Raw genomic sequence first — 18,547 nt, 5'->3', positions numbered from 1 at the left:
AAGAGCCTGAGCGCTCACGTCCAGATAGAAAGTTCGTCTCCAAGGGTTCCACGTCCCGGCTATGCCGCGAGGCGCCGCGGCGCTGAGGGCTTAAAGCGGGCCTGCAACCCTGGAGAACTGCTTTAAGCCCTCAGCGCCTGGGCGCGTCGCGGAATCGCAACAAGGTGGAAGCAGGCAAGCCAACTCTCATCGCAATGCCTCAAACCTTCTGGCTTGTAATCAGCGCAGCGCCATGAGCTCTCCAGGCCATTTCTTTTGGTTACTTTTCTTTGGGCCAGCAAAGAAAAGTGACTCGAGCGCCTTCGGCGATCGAAAGCGCCGCAGGCAATGGTCCACGCTCACGCGCAGCTACCGTCCTTCGCGGGATCACCTTCTCAATCAACAAAAACGCAGGGATCCGTCAGGGTGCAAACCCAAACATCGAAAGCTACCGACATGACAACGTTGGGGTTTGCACCCCAACCTACATGTGCCCATCGAACCGCATCGGCAAATCGCCGCTGATACCCTGCGGATGATCCGCCGGCACCGCAAAACGCCAGCGCTGTGCGATCGCCAATGCATTTGAATCCAGCACGCTGTCGCCACTGGACTGCGCGATCGCCGCGTGCGTGACCTCGCCTTGCCCGTCGACGGTCAGATGCAGCACGACGTTGCCTACCGCGTGATCTTCCATCTGCGAAGTAGGCAATGACGCGGCTGGTGTCGATACCGGCACCAGGGTCGGCGCGCTGCTGGACGGCGCAACCGGTGCGGCGACGGCTTCCGCTTGTGACGCTTCGTAACGCGGGCGCACGACCCGTGCCACGCGTCGGGGATGCTCAGCACGGCGCACCCACTGCGTCGTCACGGGCCGATGCACGGCCACCGGCCAATCCACGTGCGCATAGGTCTGCTCGCTCAACCATTGCACGCCGCCCACGCCGATCACCAACGCAAGCAGGCTCAAACTGGCAGTGACGCGCAACCGAGGCATAAAACTTATGGCCGCTCCAGGATCGCCACCACGCCCATGCCGCCGGCGGTGCAGATGGAAATCAGGCCGCGGCCCGAGCCTTTCTGTTCCAGCAGTTTCGCCAGCGTGGCGACGATGCGCGCGCCGGTGGCGGCGAACGGATGTCCTGCCGCCAAACTGGAGCCGTTGACGTTGAGCTTGGCCGGATCGATGGCACCCAATGGCGCATCCAGACCCAAGCGATTCTTGCAGTAATCGGGCGATTCCCACGCGCGCAGCGTGCACAGCACTTGTGCGGCGAACGCTTCGTGGATTTCGTAGAAGTCGAAATCCTGCAAGCTGAGGCCGTTGCGCTTGAGCAGGCGCGGCACCGCGATGGTCGGCGCCATCAGCAGGCCTTCGCCATGCACGAAATCCACCGCGGCCACTTCGGCATCGCGCAGATAGGCCTGGATTTTCAAGCCACGCTTGGCCGCCCACGCCTCGTTCGCCAGCAGCACCGCCGCGGCGCCATCGGAAAGGCCGGTGGAGTTGCCGGCGGTGAGCGTGCCCAGGCCGGAGGTCTTGTCGAACGCGGGCTTGAGTCCGGCCAGCTTGTCCATGCTGGTGTCGGGGCGCAAGAAACCGTCGCGCTTCACGCCGCGGAACGGCACCACCAGGTCTTCGAAAAAGCCCCCCTCATAGGCGGTAGCGAGCTTGCGATGGCTGTCCAGCGCCAGGCGATCCTGCACCTCGCGGCCGATGTGCCATTCGCGCGCCATCTTTTCGCAGTGCTCGCCCATCGACATGCCGGTGCGCGGTTCGGCCACGCCGGGAAACGAGGGCTTCAATTCGCTGAGGGAAAACCCGCGCACCGCCGTCCTCAATTTATCCAGCGGCGTCTTGGCGCGGTTCACCGCCAGCAGGCGCTTGCGCAGGCGCTGGCTGTAGACGATCGGCACGTCGCTGGTGGTATCCGAGCCGCCGGCGATGCCGGCCTCGATCTGCCCCGTGGCGATCTTGTTGGCGATGACGATGGCGTTGTCCAGCGAGGTGCCGCAGGCGCGCGCGGTGGTGATGCCGGGGGTGGTCGGCGCCAGGCCGGAACTCAACAAGGCTTCGCGCGCCAGGTTCCAGTCGGAGGCGTGCTTGATGACCGCCCCCATCGCCACTTCGCCCAGCTCCACGCCGTGCAGGCCGAAACGTTCGACCAGCGCGCCCAGCACCTTCACCGACATGCCGAAGTTGCCGACGTCCGCATAGGCAGTGTTGTTGCGACAGAACGGGATGCGCACACCGCCGATGACGCCAACGCGCTGCTGCGTGTTTTCCATAGCCTTGACTTGGGTCCCGAAACACCGATCAGGCAAGGCTAACCCGCTCAGCAGCCAGGCGAAAGCCCGAACAGGCGTTTGAACGGCGAATCGTTACGGCGAGGTTGAGAAATGTGCGCTGGGATTGAGCCCCGATGCCGTGGGTGGCCGCCGTGTCGGGCTGCCGCCTCCGGAGGGGCTGCTAGACTTTCCGTTTCACTTATCTAGGTATGACCGCGTGGAATCCCCCGCTTCGCTGCAAGCCCTGCCCGCCGTCCTGGCCCTGGAACTGTCGCCCGGCGAACGCCCGCAGCGGCTCACCCTGAGCCGCGACGAGGCCGCCGAACTGGCGGCGCTGGTGGCAGGCGACCTGCACACGCTGGTGCCCGAAGTGGCCGAAGCCCGCCTGACCCTGGGCGGCGCCGCGTTCGATGCGGTGGAATTGCTGCGTCCCGGCTTCCCAGTGTGGGCCACGCTGGATGAGCTGGCGCGGCGCGTGCCGCGCAGCCAGCTCGAAAACGTGGTGGCGTTCGGCCATCACGACGGACGCATGCCGGCGCAACCGCTGGAGCCCGATCCCGGCTACGCCGACGGCCCGATGCGCCTGCTGCCGTTGAGCGTGCTCGCTCCGGAAGATATCGCCGATGCGCTGTCCCAGCGGATGGAAGTGGAACTGGTCGGCCGCGGCGAAGCCGGCGCGCGCACTGCCGACTGGCTGATGCGCCACTTCGATGTTCGCCTGGAACATGCCCGCTATCTCAGCCGCAACGATCTACTTGCGCTCACCTGCGTGCAGTACGAACACGTCAACCTGGCGCCGCTGTGGCAATTGCTGGAAGCGGCGATGCTCACGCCGTATCGCCCCGAGGATGCACTGAGCGCACGCGGCCTCGCGCTGCGCTATGCCGACGGCAAGGCCTGGATGCAATCGCCCGCGCAATGGCTGGCCACGCCAGACGTCACGCCGGCCGAGCGCAGCCATGCCTTCGCCGGCGCCGTGTTCGAACTGCGCCAGTACGCCGCCCTGCTGCAAGCGCATGGATTGTCCCTGCATTTAAATGAGGGATCGGCCATCGCCACCGCCGACGGCCCCGGCTGGCTGGCCGAAACCGCATCTATCGCCGATCCGGCCTATGGCGCGCCGACCCTGTTCGCCCACGAAGCGGCCGGCCTGGGCGTGGTGGCGGTCACGGTGGCGCAGCGCGGTGCAGCGGGCACGACCCGCGTGCTGGCGCACGGCTATCCGTTGCGATCGTCGGCGCTGGGCCCGCTGGTCGCCGCGCTGGCCGACCGATTCGATGCGGCCAGCGATCTGCATGCGCTGGGGAAAATCCAGTTGGACGAGCAGGGCTTGTTGAGTGCGCCGGTGCTCGCGTTGCATTGATACCTGTCGAGTATGTCAACCCACGGAATACGAAATCTTGCTTTATCGTCATTCCGGCGCATGATGTGCCGACGCACGGACGAACCGACACTGCATGCCCAAGCTGACGCACCCCGTCGAAGGCGATCCGCTGGCTTCTGAAGCCGGGCAGTATCTGCTTGCGCACGTCGTGCAGAGCGTGCCAGCTCTGATGACGTATATCGACGTCAACGAGCGCTTCCTGTTCGCCAACGAAGCACATCGCCGCTGGTTCGACATCGACCCCAACCAGATCACGGGCCGGGCGGTGAGCGAGGTGCTCGATCCGGAAAGCTATCTGCGCGTGCGCGCGGCCTTGCTGCAGGCACTGGGCGGGCACGCTTCCAGTTACGAAGGCCAGTTGTTCAGCTGCGCGCTGCGCCGCTACGTGCACGGCAGCTTCACGCCCGATCGCGATGGAGAAGGACGGTTGCGTGGCGTACTCACCGTATTCACCGACATCACCGAACGCCACGCGCTGGAAGAACAACTGCGCGAAAGCGAACAGCGTTTTTCCCTGGCGTTCCAGCACGCCGCCGTGGGCATGGCGATGGTGCTGCCGGATGGCCGCTACCAGCGCGTGAACGCGGCGTTGTGCAACATGCTGGGCTTTACCGAAGCGCAAATGCGCAGCATGAACTGGCGCGACGTCACGCATCCGGACGATCTGCCGCTGAGCGAAGCGTTGTCCGCGCAGATCCTCAACGGCCGGCGCGAGGCGTTCCAGACCGAGAAGCGCTACATCCATCGCGATGGCCACTTCGTCCACGTGCAACTGTCGGTGTCGCAGGTGCGCAGCGAGAACGGGCAGCTCAATTACCTGGTGAGCCAGGTGCAGGACATCACCAAGCGCAAGCATTACGAGGAAGCGCTGTTCCGCGAACGGCAGCTGGCTGAAGTCACGCTCAATTCGATCGGCGATGCGGTGATCACCACCGACATCGCGCTCAACATCACCTCGCTTAATCCGATCGCCGAGGCGATGACCGGCTGGTCCAATGCCGACGCCAAAGGTTGCGCGCTGGACGACGTATTCCGCCTGCGCGACATCGGCAACCGCCAGCTGCTGGATAATCCTCTGCGCCAGGCCATGCGCCGCAATGCGATTGTGGATTTCAGCGGGCGCGCGATCCTGCTGCATCGGAACGGCTTCGAAACCCCGATCGAAACCTCGGCCGCCTTGATCCACGATCACACCGGCAGCGTGACCGGCGGCGTGCTGGTATGCCACGACATCAGCGAAAACCGCACGCTGGCGCTGAAGATGATCCAGTTGGCCCAGCACGACACGCTCACCGGCCTGCCCAACCGCAGCCTTTTGTACGCGCGCATCGAACAGGCCACCACCATGGCCACGCAGCGGCACCGTCAGTGCGCGGTGCTGTATATCGACCTGGACCATTTCCGCCGCGTCAACGATACGCTCGGCCATGGCGTGGGCGACCAGGTGCTGCAGGCGGTGGCGCAGCAGATTCGCAGTGCGTTGCGCGACAGCGAAGACATGGCGTTCCGCTACAACGGCGACGAATTCGTGGTGCTGCTGCCGCGCGTGGACGATGCCGACGAAGCGGCCAGCTTCGCGCGCAAGCTGCTCGATGCCTGTGCGCTGACCCAGGTGTCGCATACGCCGCCGCTGGAGATCCGCGCCAGCATCGGTATCAGCCTGTTTCCGCGCGACGGCACCGAGCCGGACGCGCTGGTGCGCACCGCCGATGCCGCGATGTACGAAGTGAAGACGCAAGGCCGCCACGGCTATTGTTTCTACGCACCGGAAATGAGCCAGCGCTCCGCCGCCAGCCAGCGCATCGAGAACGTGCTGCGCCACGCGCTGGCGCATAACGAACTGACCCTGCAATACCAACCGAAGGTGGACGCCAAGCACGGCCAGATCGTCGGCGCCGAGGCACTGCTGCGGCTGTATGTGAACGGCGAGGAAGTGTTTACGCCCGACCAGTTCATTCCGGTGGCCGAAGACACCGGCCTGATCGTGTCCATCGGCACCTGGGCGCTGCGCGAAGCCTGCCTGCAGGCGCGCACCTGGCAGCGCGAAGGCCTGCCGATGTCGATCTCGGTGAACGTGTCGCCGCTGCAGTTCCAATACGCCGGTTTCTACGAGCGGCTGGACAGCATCCTCAACGAAACTGGCCTCGATCCTGGCCTGCTCGAACTGGAACTGACCGAACGCACCATGATGAGCGGCGGCGACGGCACCATCCGCCTGCTGCGGCGCATTCGCCAGCGCGGCGTGCGCCTGTCGCTGGACGACTTCGGCACCGGCTACAACAGTCTTTCCTACCTCAAGCATTTCCCGGTCGATGCGTTGAAGATCGACCGCGCCTTCGTGCGCGACATCACGCAGGATGCGGAAACCGCCGCGATCACCAGCGCCATCATCGCGATGGCCCGCAGCCTCAACAAGGACGTGATCGCCGAAGGCGTGGAGACGGAAATGCAGAGCCGCTTCCTGCGCGAAGCGGGTTGCTCGCACATGCAGGGCTTTTTGTTCGGCGCGCCGATGAAACCGGAAAAATTCGAAGAACGGCTGGCGATACGCCAATTGACGTAGGTTGGGGTGCAAACCCCAACGTTGTCGTGTCACGCAACACGATGTTGGGGTTTGCACCCCAACCTACACCCGAAACACGCGCCGCAATTCCTGCTGCGCACGATCCACCAGCACATCCGGCAATCGATCCACGCGCTGCGGCGCCGGCGGCGTGGCGCGGTCGATCACGTGGTTGTCGGCCAGCATCTGGATCATCGCCAGGTGATCGGCCGCCAGCAGCGCATTGCCCAGCTCGGTCACCGGCGCCTTCGCGCGTGCATCCAGGCGTTCGCGCAGCGCCTGGATCACGTTGGGCGGCAATTCCCAATGCTTGGCCGCGCGCAGGGTGAGATGGTTGGCCAGATGGGTGTACCCGATAAGGAAGGAACGGCTGAACACCCCCAGCGTCGGCGGCGCCTCCTGGTCAAGCACGCGGATCATCGCGCCCACGCCGGCGTTGCACACCACGCCGGCCAGGTACGCCTCGAACGGATCGCCCTGTCCGCGCGCCAGATACATGCTGGCGTGCGCGCAGCGTTCGGCGTGATCCCACAGGCGCTGGCCCGCGGCATGGCCGAGCATGCCGGCGCTGGCCTGCAGGATGGGTTTCATCACGTGCTGCGTGACCATCTGGCGCAAGCCGTCATGGCCCAACAGCACGATGGCATGCTGCAGGCTGGTGATCGGCCGCGCGGTGCGGTAGTGCGCGCTGCGGCTGACCCGCATCACTTCGCCGACCAGCACCGGATCGCGCCCGACCAGCTTGGCCACCTTGGTGCCGTCGGAGTTCTCGCTCTTGAGCATGCGCAGCAGTTGCGGCAGCACTTCCGGCAGACGCGGCAAGGTGGAAATGTCGAAACGATCGCCGCCGCACAGCTCGTCCAGGCGCCGCAGCATCACCTGTTCCTGTGGACGCCAGTCGACCGCCTCGGAACCCGGCATGCCCAGCACCAGGCGATAGAACCAGTCCTGGATATCGGCGCTGCTGAGCGCAGGCACGGGCGCCTTCGGCTCGGCCTCTTCCGGCCACGGCAGCACGACGTTGAAACGCGGCCGCTCTTTCTGCGGCTCGTCGTTCGCAAACAATCGTTTCCAGAATCCGCCCATAGGTCCCCGGAGGCTTGGCTCTATGGGGATAGATATCGGCAGGAATCGCAGGAGCTTGATCGCATGCTGCCCCCTCCCCTGCATGCAGGGGAGGGTCGGGTGGGGTTGCACGAGCTTGCCGCGAAGTTGAAATCCATCGCGAGGTTGTTTCACCCCACCCTAGCCCTCCCCTACTACACGTAGGGGAGGGAACGAATGTGCGGCAAGATTCGCCTTGGCTACTTGCTCCGCGGCGCCACGATCGCTCCGATCAGATCCTTCCCATCCGCCCGCTCCAGATGCGGATAGCGCAGGCCGCCGTGGTAATCCACCTTCACCGTGCTGTACACGTCCACGTTCTTCACCAGCAGCTCGATCGGCGCCTGCGAAGTCTTGGCGGCGGTGATCGCATCCTTCAGCGTGTCGGTGGAGAAGTCGTGCCCGTTGACGGCAACGATGCTAAGGCCCGGCACCAGGCCGGCCTTGAACGCCGGACCGTTCCACTGCACGTCGCCGATCGTGCCTTTGGCATTGACCATCAGGCCGATCGAGTAGGCCAGGTTGGCGCCGTGGCGGATGCCTTCGAGGGCTTTGGTTTCACCATTGGGCGTGTCATTGAACACCAGCTTCCAGCCGCCGCGCTCGATGCCGTGCTCCGGCAACTCCGTGCCGGTGTAGTCGAGGCGCTGGCGCAGGAAGGTCGACCAGTCGAACGGCTGCACCTGGTTGAGCGTGTTGACCACGTCGTCGAAGGTGTAGGTCTTGGTGACGTAGCTGCCGTTGTCCATGCCATAGAAGGCATGCGCGAAATCATCCAGCGAATGCTTGCCGCCGCTGAGTTCGCGCAGCTTGGTATCGACGTCGAGCCACAGCAACTGGCCTTCGGGATAGAAATCGGTATCGCGGATCCAGTTGATCCAGCTTTCCGAGCCGTAATAGGTGAGCGGTGCGGCGTCGGCGGTATCTTGCAACGAACGCCATGCGCGGCCGGTGCGGTAGCTCATCGCGGCGGCGATGTTGGCGATCGAATCGCGATACTGCGCCGGCGTCCACAGGCCGGCGCGCGCGGTGAGCACGCCGCACCAATAATCGGTAAGCCCTTCATACACCCACAGCAGATCGTCCTGCATCGGCACGTTGAAGTTAGGTGTCCACAGATCCGCCGGACGACGGAACTTGCCGTTCCAGGAATGCACGAATTCGTGCGGCATCAGGCTGGCCGCGTACAGGTGCATGTCATCGTCGGTGAAGAAGTTGGCCGGCAGGCGATCGTCACTGGCCTGGTGGTGCTCGAGCCCGAAGTGGCCGGTGTGGTCGGACAACGTAAGCAGGAAATCGTAATGGCTGTAGTGATGCGCGCCGAACAGGAAATTGGTCTGCGTCACCACGTTGCGCTGCTGTTCGAGCTGCTTGTCGGTGAGCTTCACGTCCTTCGCCGCATCGCCCACCACGTTCAAGTACACCGGCGCGCCGCCCTTGGGCGTGAGGTCGACGCGATTGAAGTTCGCGCCGGCAATCAACGGCGAATCGACGAAATTGTTGAAGCCGAGCGGTTTGAAATGGATGGTGTCGCCCGATTGGCTGTCCACTTCCAGCGCCGAAGCAAACTTCCAGCCCTGCGGCAGCTGCACGGTCGGCTGGATCTGGATCTGCCGCGTGTAATAGCCGGCCGGATAGAACACCACCTGATTGAATTCCATGTCCACCAGGTTGGGCGCAGTGGACACGCTCGCGCCAAAGTTGCTGCCCTCGCCTTCGCCGGGCGACAGGAACTGGAAATCCAGGTCGAGCTGATTGACGCCCTGCGGCACATCCAGGTGCAGCGTGAACATGTCGCGCAGATCGCGGCGCCACGGCAGTTGCTTGCCGTTCGCGCGAATGATCAGGCCGGCCACGTTCGACACCGGACCGGACGGCGCGTGCTCGCCGGGAATCCACTTCGGATAGAACAGCATGAGTGCACCCGGTTTCACCGGAATGGTTTCGTGCGAACGGAAGATGCGCTTGCCGGCATCGCGCAGATCGACGTTGACGGTGAGCGTGCCTGCGTACGCTTGATCGACCGGCGCCGGCACGTCGCCGGAAAACCCCGGTGACGATTGCGCCGCGACGGTTCCTGACAGGGAACAGGCCGCCATCACGGCGGCGGCGATCAAGCGCAAATGCAAGGCATGGGATTTCACTCGGCAACTCCGGCGGGCGGCGTCCTTACGGGACAGCCCATAAGGACAAAAAAAGATGACCGCCCCTCGGGCGGATTGCCGGCGATGGTAGAGCCAAGACCCTACTTCGCCTCCCCTGCCAGAGGTCATGCCGTTTCGTTCTTGCGCCCAACCGCAGGAACATGGCCATGCTGGGATTGCCATCCCAGCCTTCGATTCGCGTTCGGTTACTTTTCGACGCGGCTATGCCGCATGCCGTAGCCGAAATAGATCACACATCCCAGCGCCATCCAGATGATGAAGCGCTCGAAGGTGATCCACGGCAAGCCACCGATGCGATGCCAGCCGTCCGTATCCGACCACGGCACGCCGAAGATCAGCAGCAGCGAAAACAGCACGCCCAGCGGCGCCACCAGCGCCAGCGCCGGCGCACGGAAACTGCGTGGCACCTGCGGCTTGCGTACGCGCAACACCAGCACCGCGCTGCAGATGATGATGAAGGCGCTGAGCGTGCCGATGTTCACCAGTTCCGCCACTTCGCCGATCGGCAGCAGGCCCGCCACCAGCGCAGTGAACACGCCAAGAATCACGGTGGGCCGCGCCGGCGTGCCGAAACGCGGATGGATGTGTGCGAACCACGCCGGCAGCAGTCCATCGCGCGCCAAGGCGAACCAGATGCGCGCGGCGCCCAGCATGAAGGCGAACAACACGCTGGTCACGCCGATCACCGCGGCGATGGCAATGGTCACGCTCAACCAATGCAGGCCGATCGATTCGAACGCCTGCGATACCGACGCATCGCCGCCAAGATTGCTGTAATGCGTGATGCCGGTCAGCACCAGCGACACCGCGATATACAGCACCATCGCCACCGCCAGCGACAGCAGCACCGCGCGCGGCAGATCGCGCTGCGGATGCTTGGCTTCCTCGGCCGCCGTGGTGAGCGTGTCGTAGCCGAACACCGCGAAGAACACTACGCTGGCGCCGGTCAACACGCCGGCCCAGCCGAAATGGCCGACGCCTTGCGCATCCACCACGCGCGCGGGAACGAACGGATGCCAGTTCGCCGCATGCACGTAGAACACGCCAACGCCCACCACCAGCAGCACGCCGATCACCTTGATCGTCACCACCAGCGTGTTGAAGCGCGCGCCCCATTCGGTGCGAATGGTGAGCAACGCGGCGACCAGCAGCGAAATGCCGGCGGCAATCACGTTGAAGCGATGGCCGTCGCTGGGGCCTGCAATCGCCTGCGCACCATGCACGCCGAACAATTGCTGCAGGTAATACTCCATCGTCTGCGCACTCATGCTCTGCTGCGCCCACTCCGGCAGATGGATGCCTGCCGAACCGAGCAACACCTGCACGTAGCCGGACCAGCCGATGGCCACCACCGCGACCACCAGCGCGTATTCCAGCAAGAGATCCCAGCCGATGATCCAGGCGACGAATTCGCCCAATACCGCGTAGCCATAGGTGTATGCACTACCGGTCACCGGAATCAGCCCGGCGAACTCCGCGTAGCATAGTGCCGCGCATGCGCTGCCGAAGCCGGCGATGATAAAGCTGAGCGCCACGCCCGGCCCTGCATTCGCCGCCGCCTGCTGCCCCGCCAGCACGAAAATGCCCACGCCGATGATGCCGCCGATGCCGATGGCGGTGAGCTGCCACAAGCCCAGCACCCGGCGAAAATCCCCCCGCTTGCCCGCCTCCGCCTGCAATTGCTCGACGGACTTGTGGCGCAGCATCCTGCTCAGAACACTCATCGGCAGCTCTCCCAAAACCAAAGCGCCGATCATAGCGAAAGCGCACGGCCGGAACGGCTGCCGAAGGCGATGCCTGACAGGCCTTGCATGTTGCGCTGCAACTTACATAAGTGTTGCCGTAGGTTGGGTTAGCGCAGCGTAACCCAACATTTTTGGGCCGATTCGTTGGGTTACGCTGCGCTAACCCAACCTACAGGTCATCGCTTGTCCATCGAATATTTGCCGGGGCCGGTCAGCGCCAATAGCAGCAAGCCACCGGCGATGCTCACGTTCTTGTAGAAGTGGATCACCGTATCCAGGCGCAAGCCGCCGGTAAGCGCCCAGAACCGATGACCGATCAAGGCGGTGACCAAGGTATACACGGCAAGCAGCAGCGCCAGCGGCCGCGTATAGAAGCCCAGCAATATCGCCACGCCCACCACCAGCTCCATCACCAGCGCGCTGCCGGCGGCAAGCGCGGCAAACGGCAGCCCGGTGGATTCCATATAGCTGACAGTGCCGGAGAAATTCAGGAACTTGTCCCAGCCGAAGATCACGAACAGGGCCACCAGGAAGACGCGTGCGAGCAGGAGCAAGCCATCTCTGTAGCGTTCGAACAACGGTGTGTATCGCATGATCATTCTCCAAGGAGAACAACAGATACCACTGGCATCGACGGACGATGCCATACCAGACGCCCTTGGTGCCCACTATGAACCAAACCGCGTTGCGTTCCAACACGGCCGCCACACGGAATTTTTCCTATCCCAAAACCTGCGCCGGATCATCCGGTAGGTTGGGCTGAGGCGTAGCCGGACCCCAATGTCGGCATGCGCATCTCTTCGTTGGGGTTCGGCTACGCCTCAGCCCAACCTACGGAAGTTTCGTCATGCGAATGAAGTCATCCGGGCGCGGAGCTGCAGCATCAGCGTGGCGGCGATCGTAATCGGCGACGAGAAACAGCACCACGGCCCCGATCTCAAACGCCGTCGCCACTCCCGCAGCCGCCCACGCATCGAGATGCTCAACACCAAACCAGCGCCTGCCAATCGCAACGAGGGCAGCCGTTCCGGCAGTACGCAACAGCTCCAGCCACACGCCAATGCTGCGAGACTCCAACAGAAAGCCAAGCGCCAGCAAGCCATACACCAGATAGGCCGCATAGGCGGCTGCCGGCAACCATGCCAGCTTTGGCGCGGTATCGAGAAAATGCACGCCAATCAGCAACAGCAGTGCAAACTGCACGATGCAGTAAACATCGAGCGCCCGCGACATCGGCGGGTTGTAGCGCGCATGATGGATATCGAACGCAGGCTTGGGAAAACGCATTGCGACATCTGCGGGCCGCCATCCAGGCGGCTTGATCCACACGCGCAGCTTGTCCAGCCAGTTGCGTGCATGCCAGGCATCCTTGAGCAGCGCGCCATACACTTCCACGTTCGCCCACAGCGGATTCCAGCTTTGCAGCGGCGCGCGCGTGCCGTAGACGGGCGGATCGTCATCGCTCTCTTCCACGAAGCTACCGAACAGGCGATCCCAGATGATCAGGATGCCGCCGTAATTGCGATCGAGGTAGCGCTCGTTCACCGCGTGATGCGCGCGATGATTGGAGGGTGAACAGAACACGCGATCGAACCAGCCGAGCCGGCCGATCATCTGTGTGTGCACCCAGAACTGATACAGCAGATCGATCAGCGCGACCACCGCGAACACTTCGGTGGGATAACCGAGCAAAGCCATCGGCAGATACGCGATCCAGCCAAGCAGAAAACCGCTGCCGGTCTGCCGCAGCGCCGTGGTGAGGTTGTAGCTTTCGCTCTGATGATGCACCACGTGCGCCGCCCACAACACGTTCACTTCATGTCCGAGGCGATGCAGCCAGTAATAGAGCAGGTCGTACAGCAGCAACCCGCTTATCCACACCCAGATACTGCTGGCGGGCAAGGTCCATGGCGCGAGGTGCGTTGCGCACCAGCCATAGATACCAATCGCGAACAGCTTGGTGAATACACCGACGATCTGCGAGAGCGTGCCGAGACCTAAGCTATTGATCGCGTCATTGCTGTAGTACACGTCGCGACCGTGCCACTTCGCGACAAGCATTTCGATGCCGATCGACACGAAGAAACCCGGTATGGCCCAGGCCATGATGCGTTCCGGCGTGATCATTGCGATCGGGCCTCCCCTAGGCGTGCGGCGCTTGGAGAGTATATAGTGGGTTGTCTCAGGCCTCGCTGGTCATGTCGGCGGACGCCATTGCTGTCCGATAACTTTTTGCATTTGCCGGCGCACGATTAACGCCGAATCTCAACTGCGCGAACAATGGCGCCCTCCCCTGCTTGCAGAGGAGGGCTGGGGTGGGGTTGTCCGAGCTTGCCGCATGGTTGAAATGCTTCGCGAGGTTGCTTCACCCCACCCTATCCCTCCCCTACTACACGTAGGGGAGGGGACATATTCCGGCAAGCTGAGATTCGACGCCAATCAAGCCGGAGAGGGGCTAGCGCAAACCGCCCTATCAAAATTTCGCACTGATATTGACGAAATACTGCCGCGGCGCACCCGCCTGCAAGGTCTGGTTGTAACCCTGCGGATCGGAGGCCACGTAACCGTTCGTCCCCGTCGTCGCAAAGTAGTGCTTGTTGGCGAGGTTGGTGACGTTGAAGGCCACGTTCAGATCCTTGAGGATCGACCACGCGCCGATGTCGTAGCTCACGCCGGCGTTGAACAGCAGGTATGCCGGTACTGACGAATCGTTGCTGTAGGTGATGTAACGGCGGCCGGTGTACTTGCCGTCGACGTTGAAGCTCCATGCACCGATGTTGTAGTTCAGCGCGCTGGTGAACATCCACACCGGCGTGCCCACCACGTATTTGCCGGCGGTGGCGACCACGCCGTTGTTCAAGTAATCGTCCTGGTACTTGGTATTGGCGTAGGACAAGCTATTCAACCAACGCATGTGGTCGATCGGCTTCCAGATCAGCGCCAGGTCAACGCCCTTGCTCTGCACCGAACCCACGTTGTTGATGATCGCCGAGCAGGTCTGCACCGCGCTGCACGGGCTGACCGAGAGCAGGCGGTTGGTGAAGTGCGTGTAATAGGCGTCGGCCGAAGCTTCAAAACCGCTGCCCTGCACGCGATAGCCGAATTCGAAGGTCTGCGATTCTTCCGGCTTCAGCGCGCTCTTGCCCTGGTCGAACGAGGCCTGCGATTGCGAGAACGGCAGGAAGCCATACGCGGCCATGTTCTTGGTGTATGAGGCATACACATCCTGGTGCTGGTCGATCTTGTAGTCCACGCCGGCCTGCGGCAGGAAGTTCTCGCGGGCGGAAATGCGGCCTGCGGACAGCGCGCTCGGTTCCAGCGACTTGGCTGTGGTGGTCACGTCCAACGCCTTGGTGCCGAAGTTCACCGTCAGGCGATCGTCCATGAAGTGCAGCGTGTCCTGGATATAACCCATGCGCGTGGTGGTCTGGTAGTTCTGGAAGAAGCCGCGCGCGAACGGCTCTTCCGAATCGTAGAAATTGCTGAGGAAGGTGTACTGGCCGTTCAAGTAGAAATAGTTGCGTTCCTGGTTGGTGTTCGCATCTTCCACCCACGCGCCGATCTGGATGTCGTTGTTGGCGATGGTGAGGTTCAGCGACGCCGTGCCGCCCGTGCGATCCAGGCCGTAGTCGGTGGTGCGCATGGCCAGCGGCACCGTGGCCGACGAAGCCACGTACGGCGTGGCCCACTGACCCTCGCCGCGATCGTTGTGGTAGTACGCGCCGAGGTTCAGCGTGGCGTTGCTGCTCAGGGCGAGCTGGCTGCTCAAGCCCACCAGGTTGTCGCGACGGATGCCGCCGCCGGCGTAGTAGTTCACGTCACCCTTATCGTAGTCCGCGGGTAGGCCGTTCAATGAAGCGGGATACGCACCCTTGCCCTGGATCGCCAGCGCGGTCTGCACCGCAGAGGTCCAATCCGGCTGCCAGTAGTCGTAGTTCCAACCGAGCACGCGCTGGCTGGTCAGCGACAGGTCCTGATAGTCGTATTCCTTGCGCTTGGAGCTGTCGAAGAACAGGCTGACGCGGTTGCCGTCACCCCACTGGTACAGGCTCTTGAGGTTGATCTGGTTGTCCTGCTGGTCGCCGTAGCCCTTCCACTTGCCGGTATCGGCGCGAGCGAACGACACGTACATCGAGTAACCGTGGAAGTCGCCGCTATCCAAACGCACGAACGTGCGATACGTACTGTCCGAGGCAAAACCCTGGCTCACGCGCGCACCGGCCACCGCATCCGGATCGGCCGAATAAAACTGCACCGTGCCGCCCAGGTTGGTGCTCGATGGCGTACCCAGTGCGCCCGCGCCCTGCGCGATTTCCACCGAGCTCAGGTTGTCGCTGGTGATCGCACGCGTCACTTGCAGACCGTTCGTCACGCCGTAGCTCATGTTGCCCAACGGGATATTGTCCAGCGTGAAGCCGAGGCGGCTCTGGTCGAAGCCATGCAGCGTGATCTGCGTGGCCCATTCGTACGCGCCCCATGGATCGGACGACTGGAAGTTCACGCCCGGCAGCTGATTGAGCGCCTTGAATGCGCTGCTGCCCGGCGGCAACGCCTTGATGTCCACACTGGACACGCTCTGCACCTGGATCGTTTCGCCCGGCGCCACCACCGAGATGGCGTCCAGCGATTTGGCCTTGCTCTTGTCCGCGGCGGAAGCATCGGCCGCCGCGGGCGCCGTATCGGCAGTCGTGTTCCCTGCGAAAGCAACCGCGCCATGCAACGCCGCAACCACGGCAAGCGCGAGACCGGACATGCGAATCGAGATCTGACGAACTGTCATGCGGAAATATCCTTTGCGCAGCTGACCCTGCAGCGGGTCGCCGCATACTTGTTTATGGATTCGGGACAAAAACGCCGCCCCTGGACGGCGCGGTGTTAAGTCTTGCTCACATCTGTGAATGGGGCTTTACAGAAATATGGATGGATTTGGACAGCCATATTTAAGTGCTGTGTCGCGTATGTTTCTTTCGTTCGGCGCCCGCAAGCTTCGCGACAGTTGGTTGCGACACAACCATTTGGACCCGGTCATGAAAAAAGCGCCGGAGGCATGGCCTCCGACGCTTGTTTTCAGATGCAATGTAAGCGGCTAAACCAATCAGTTCGATTCAGTGAACTGGATAAACGGCGCGGTGCCTCCGGTGGCGCTGCACGAACCCAGGTTCAGATTGTTGGTTTCGCCAGTGGTGCCCGCGTTGGCCAGGCAGCTCGGTGCGTTCGTGCTGCCATCGTTGACCTGCACATTCACCGTGACCGACGAGCCAGGGTTGAAGGTCGCCGCCGAACCGCCGCCGTTGCCGACGATATTGAACTCGGACTGCTTCCACACATCGGCGATATACAGGGTGGTGTCGGGCTCGCTTACCGCATAGGCGTTGGAGCCATTGGTGAAGGTCACCGTGTCGTTGCCGTTGGCCGCAACTGCACCGGCCAGCTTCATGTTCGCCAGCTGCGTCGCCGGAACTGTGACGCTGTTCACGGCGCTGCTGTTCTTGTAGCAGCCGTTGTACGAGCTGGTGCGGTACTGGCTCCATCCGCTCGGGCATTTGGCGTGCGCCGGAATGAACATCCAGTTCTGGATGAACACCTGCGCGCCCTTGCCGACATAGTTGGACGAGTAGATGAACTGCTCCCACACTTGGCAGCTGGAATAACCATAGTGCGCGCACGCCGGCGAGGAGTTGGCCAGGTTGGTATTGAGCTGCAGCGTGTAATCGTTGGCGCCGCTCGATCCGGTTTCGCTGGTAACCCCCGTCACCACCGGGAAGCTGCCCGTCGCCGAGCCGGTCAGGTTGGCTGTGGCAGCGGCGTAGTCGTTACCGTTGCCCACCGTTTCCACCGCTCCGTTCACATGCGGGTTGGACCGATAGCTGGTGGTACCGCACGAGGTCTTTGCCCAGATGACGCTGGGATACGCAGCGTGGAAACAGCCCGCCGTGGGCGGCGCCATGTGCCGCATCGTTTCATGCCAGGAGCTCAGCGCTTGGGCTTGTGCATCGGCAGCAACGTCGAACGTCGAAGCAGAAGCCGCGGACAGGAACGCCCCCGCGCTCACCAGTCCAGCTACCGCTACGAGCTTTGCCATGCGACGCATGCCGAACGAGTTCTTGAACGTCATACATTCTCCCCAGGAAAAAATCAGGATTGAAAAGTCACCGGGTAAGCGCCTTGCAGCACTTGCCCAACCAGACAGGCCCGCACAACGGCGACCAGCACCTGTGCATCGTTCGCCCACAAGCGCTCCCCACCACCACTGCGATGGCGCTGCGATACTTGCCTGAAACCCCCTACTCCCTGTCGCAAGCGAAAGACGAAAAACCTCTCCCCCGAGAGCGCCTGCCGCCTGGACGGATCGAGCTTATAGAGAATGCCGGATGAAGAAAATATGACAATGTCGCAGCGTGACGAGCACGACTTATTTGGTTATTTGCTTAAGGGTGGTGAAAGGTGATGAATACCTCGCAAGGCAAAAACTTGCGACGCCATTCGATCAGTCATCATGCTTTACGCTCAGCCGCTCACATCGTAACGAGGTGCGCCGCGCAATCGTTCTGCGCAGCAGTTTCAACGATTGGCATAGCATCTGGCGGCATGCCTGCCTGCTCATCACCGGTCAGCCATGAAACCGACTGGAGCGGCCCAGGATTGTAGGGAGACCATACGCCATGCGGATCCATGGGAGGCACACCATCCGTGATCAGATGGAATGGCACTGGTAAACGGACGTCCCAATACGGATCCCCAACATGGCTGCCGGTGGAAGGAACATGGAAGGTCGCCGATTCGACGCCCTTGATCGCCGCGTGCGCAAGCAGATCGCGAAATTGGCCCATCAGGTTCTCTGGACCATAAACGTCAAGGTCGACTCGTTCCGCGGCAACTTTTTCAACCTTGCCTTGGCGGTTTATTCGTAGCACCAGATAGGCTGTTCCACTCACCTTCGCATTGCGGGCAGTCTGTGGATAAGCGGCCGGCAGAGACCCCTTGTAATAGGGAAGATCACTGATATTCCAGCTTCCATCAATGAAGGACGCGCCGCTGATAGCGATGACATCGTGCCGATCATCAACAGGCGTTGCGGTGATGCGCAGGAACATTATTTCGTGCTGAACCGCAGTAACGGGCCTGTCGAAACGAAACTTCCAGCCAGCCACCTTTTTATCAACCAGCCTACGAACGCCGTCCGGCACCTGGACACGTGGATCAAGACCATAGGCGCGTACAGACCCGTCAGGAAGCACGTCGATCCAGCCAGTCAACAACATGCTGGCTTTAACTGCCACGTGATTTGAATTGGAACTGGCCAAGGCGGTGCACGCCA

Annotated in this window: 12 protein-coding genes; 2 read left to right on the top strand and 10 right to left on the bottom strand. The window is 62.5% G+C overall.

The features are described 5' to 3' along the window. Window positions 1-463: 463 nt before the first annotated feature. Both ACTHNE_RS20180 and ACTHNE_RS20175 read right to left on the bottom strand, forming a co-directional pair. Entirely contained in the window at window positions 464-976 is a 513-nt protein-coding gene (locus tag ACTHNE_RS20180; RefSeq protein WP_324937331.1) for an energy transducer TonB family protein, read from the bottom strand. A gap of 5 nt (window positions 977-981) precedes the next feature. Further along, on the bottom strand, window positions 982-2,268 hold the full coding sequence (locus ACTHNE_RS20175) for an acetyl-CoA C-acetyltransferase (protein WP_324937329.1): 1,287 nt from the start codon (window positions 2,266-2,268) through the stop codon (window positions 982-984). A gap of 217 nt (window positions 2,269-2,485) precedes the next feature. Between ACTHNE_RS20175 and ACTHNE_RS20170 the strand changes: the two genes are divergently transcribed. Both ACTHNE_RS20170 and ACTHNE_RS20165 read left to right on the top strand, forming a co-directional pair. Then, entirely contained in the window at window positions 2,486-3,631 is a 1,146-nt protein-coding gene (locus ACTHNE_RS20170; protein WP_440270155.1) for a hypothetical protein, read from the top strand. A gap of 94 nt (window positions 3,632-3,725) precedes the next feature. Continuing rightward, a complete protein-coding gene (locus ACTHNE_RS20165; RefSeq protein WP_440270154.1) occupies window positions 3,726-6,215 on the top strand; it encodes a sensor domain-containing protein in 2,490 nt (829 codons plus the stop codon). A 63-nt stretch (window positions 6,216-6,278) separates the two neighbouring features. Here ACTHNE_RS20165 and ACTHNE_RS20160 read toward each other — a convergent pair whose 3' ends face one another. The 8 genes from ACTHNE_RS20160 to ACTHNE_RS20125 all read right to left on the bottom strand — a co-directional run. After that, complete coding sequence (locus ACTHNE_RS20160; RefSeq protein ID WP_440270153.1) at window positions 6,279-7,301, bottom strand: HDOD domain-containing protein; 1,023 nt, start codon at window positions 7,299-7,301, stop codon at window positions 6,279-6,281. Between the two features lie 218 nt (window positions 7,302-7,519). Next, complete coding sequence (locus ACTHNE_RS20155) at window positions 7,520-9,463, bottom strand: M61 family metallopeptidase (protein ID WP_324937320.1); 1,944 nt, start codon at window positions 9,461-9,463, stop codon at window positions 7,520-7,522. 206 nt (window positions 9,464-9,669) lie between these two features. Next, window positions 9,670-11,208: an amino acid permease gene (locus ACTHNE_RS20150; RefSeq protein WP_324937318.1), complete on the bottom strand. Its 1,539-nt coding sequence runs from the start codon at window positions 11,206-11,208 to the stop codon at window positions 9,670-9,672. 197 nt (window positions 11,209-11,405) lie between these two features. Next, on the bottom strand, window positions 11,406-11,822 hold the full coding sequence (locus tag ACTHNE_RS20145) for a DoxX family protein (RefSeq protein WP_324937316.1): 417 nt from the start codon (window positions 11,820-11,822) through the stop codon (window positions 11,406-11,408). Window positions 11,823-12,060: 238 nt separating this feature from the next. After that, window positions 12,061-13,335, bottom strand: a complete 1,275-nt coding sequence (locus tag ACTHNE_RS20140) for a sterol desaturase family protein (protein ID WP_324937314.1) — start codon at window positions 13,333-13,335, stop codon at window positions 12,061-12,063. A gap of 367 nt (window positions 13,336-13,702) precedes the next feature. Then, the gene (locus ACTHNE_RS20135; protein WP_324937312.1) at window positions 13,703-16,009 is read right to left on the bottom strand and encodes a TonB-dependent receptor; all 2,307 of its coding nucleotides are present in this window, start codon (window positions 16,007-16,009) and stop codon (window positions 13,703-13,705) included. 315 nt (window positions 16,010-16,324) lie between these two features. After that, the gene (locus ACTHNE_RS20130; protein WP_440270152.1) at window positions 16,325-17,344 is read right to left on the bottom strand and encodes a hypothetical protein; all 1,020 of its coding nucleotides are present in this window, start codon (window positions 17,342-17,344) and stop codon (window positions 16,325-16,327) included. Window positions 17,345-17,744: 400 nt separating this feature from the next. After that, window positions 17,745-18,547: hypothetical protein (locus ACTHNE_RS20125; RefSeq protein WP_440270151.1), on the bottom strand; the 803-nt coding region annotated here is incomplete at its 5' end.

Origin of the sequence: Dyella sp. (assembly GCF_051954575.1) — a bacterium.
In the GTDB taxonomy this organism is placed as follows: Bacteria; Pseudomonadota; Gammaproteobacteria; order Xanthomonadales; family Rhodanobacteraceae; genus Dyella_B.
Note: the sequence above shows the minus strand (reverse complement) of the source record. Positions and strands in the feature narration are given on the sequence as shown.

What these genes read in the sequence shown, in the direction of transcription:
- ACTHNE_RS20180 (WP_324937331.1), bottom strand. Translation starts at nt 976, where the DNA reads ATGCCTCGGTTGCGCGTCACTGCCAGTTTGAGCCTGCTTGCGTTGGTG.
- ACTHNE_RS20130 (WP_440270152.1), bottom strand. Translation starts at nt 17,344, where the DNA reads ATGACGTTCAAGAACTCGTTCGGCATGCGTCGCATGGCAAAGCTCGTA.
- ACTHNE_RS20145 (WP_324937316.1), bottom strand. Translation starts at nt 11,822, where the DNA reads ATGCGATACACACCGTTGTTCGAACGCTACAGAGATGGCTTGCTCCTG.
- ACTHNE_RS20160 (WP_440270153.1), bottom strand. Translation starts at nt 7,301, where the DNA reads ATGGGCGGATTCTGGAAACGATTGTTTGCGAACGACGAGCCGCAGAAA.
- ACTHNE_RS20175 (WP_324937329.1), bottom strand. Translation starts at nt 2,268, where the DNA reads ATGGAAAACACGCAGCAGCGCGTTGGCGTCATCGGCGGTGTGCGCATC.
- ACTHNE_RS20135 (WP_324937312.1), bottom strand. Translation starts at nt 16,009, where the DNA reads ATGACAGTTCGTCAGATCTCGATTCGCATGTCCGGTCTCGCGCTTGCC.
- ACTHNE_RS20165 (WP_440270154.1), top strand. Translation starts at nt 3,726, where the DNA reads ATGCCCAAGCTGACGCACCCCGTCGAAGGCGATCCGCTGGCTTCTGAA.
- ACTHNE_RS20140 (WP_324937314.1), bottom strand. Translation starts at nt 13,335, where the DNA reads ATGGCCTGGGCCATACCGGGTTTCTTCGTGTCGATCGGCATCGAAATG.
- ACTHNE_RS20150 (WP_324937318.1), bottom strand. Translation starts at nt 11,208, where the DNA reads ATGAGTGTTCTGAGCAGGATGCTGCGCCACAAGTCCGTCGAGCAATTG.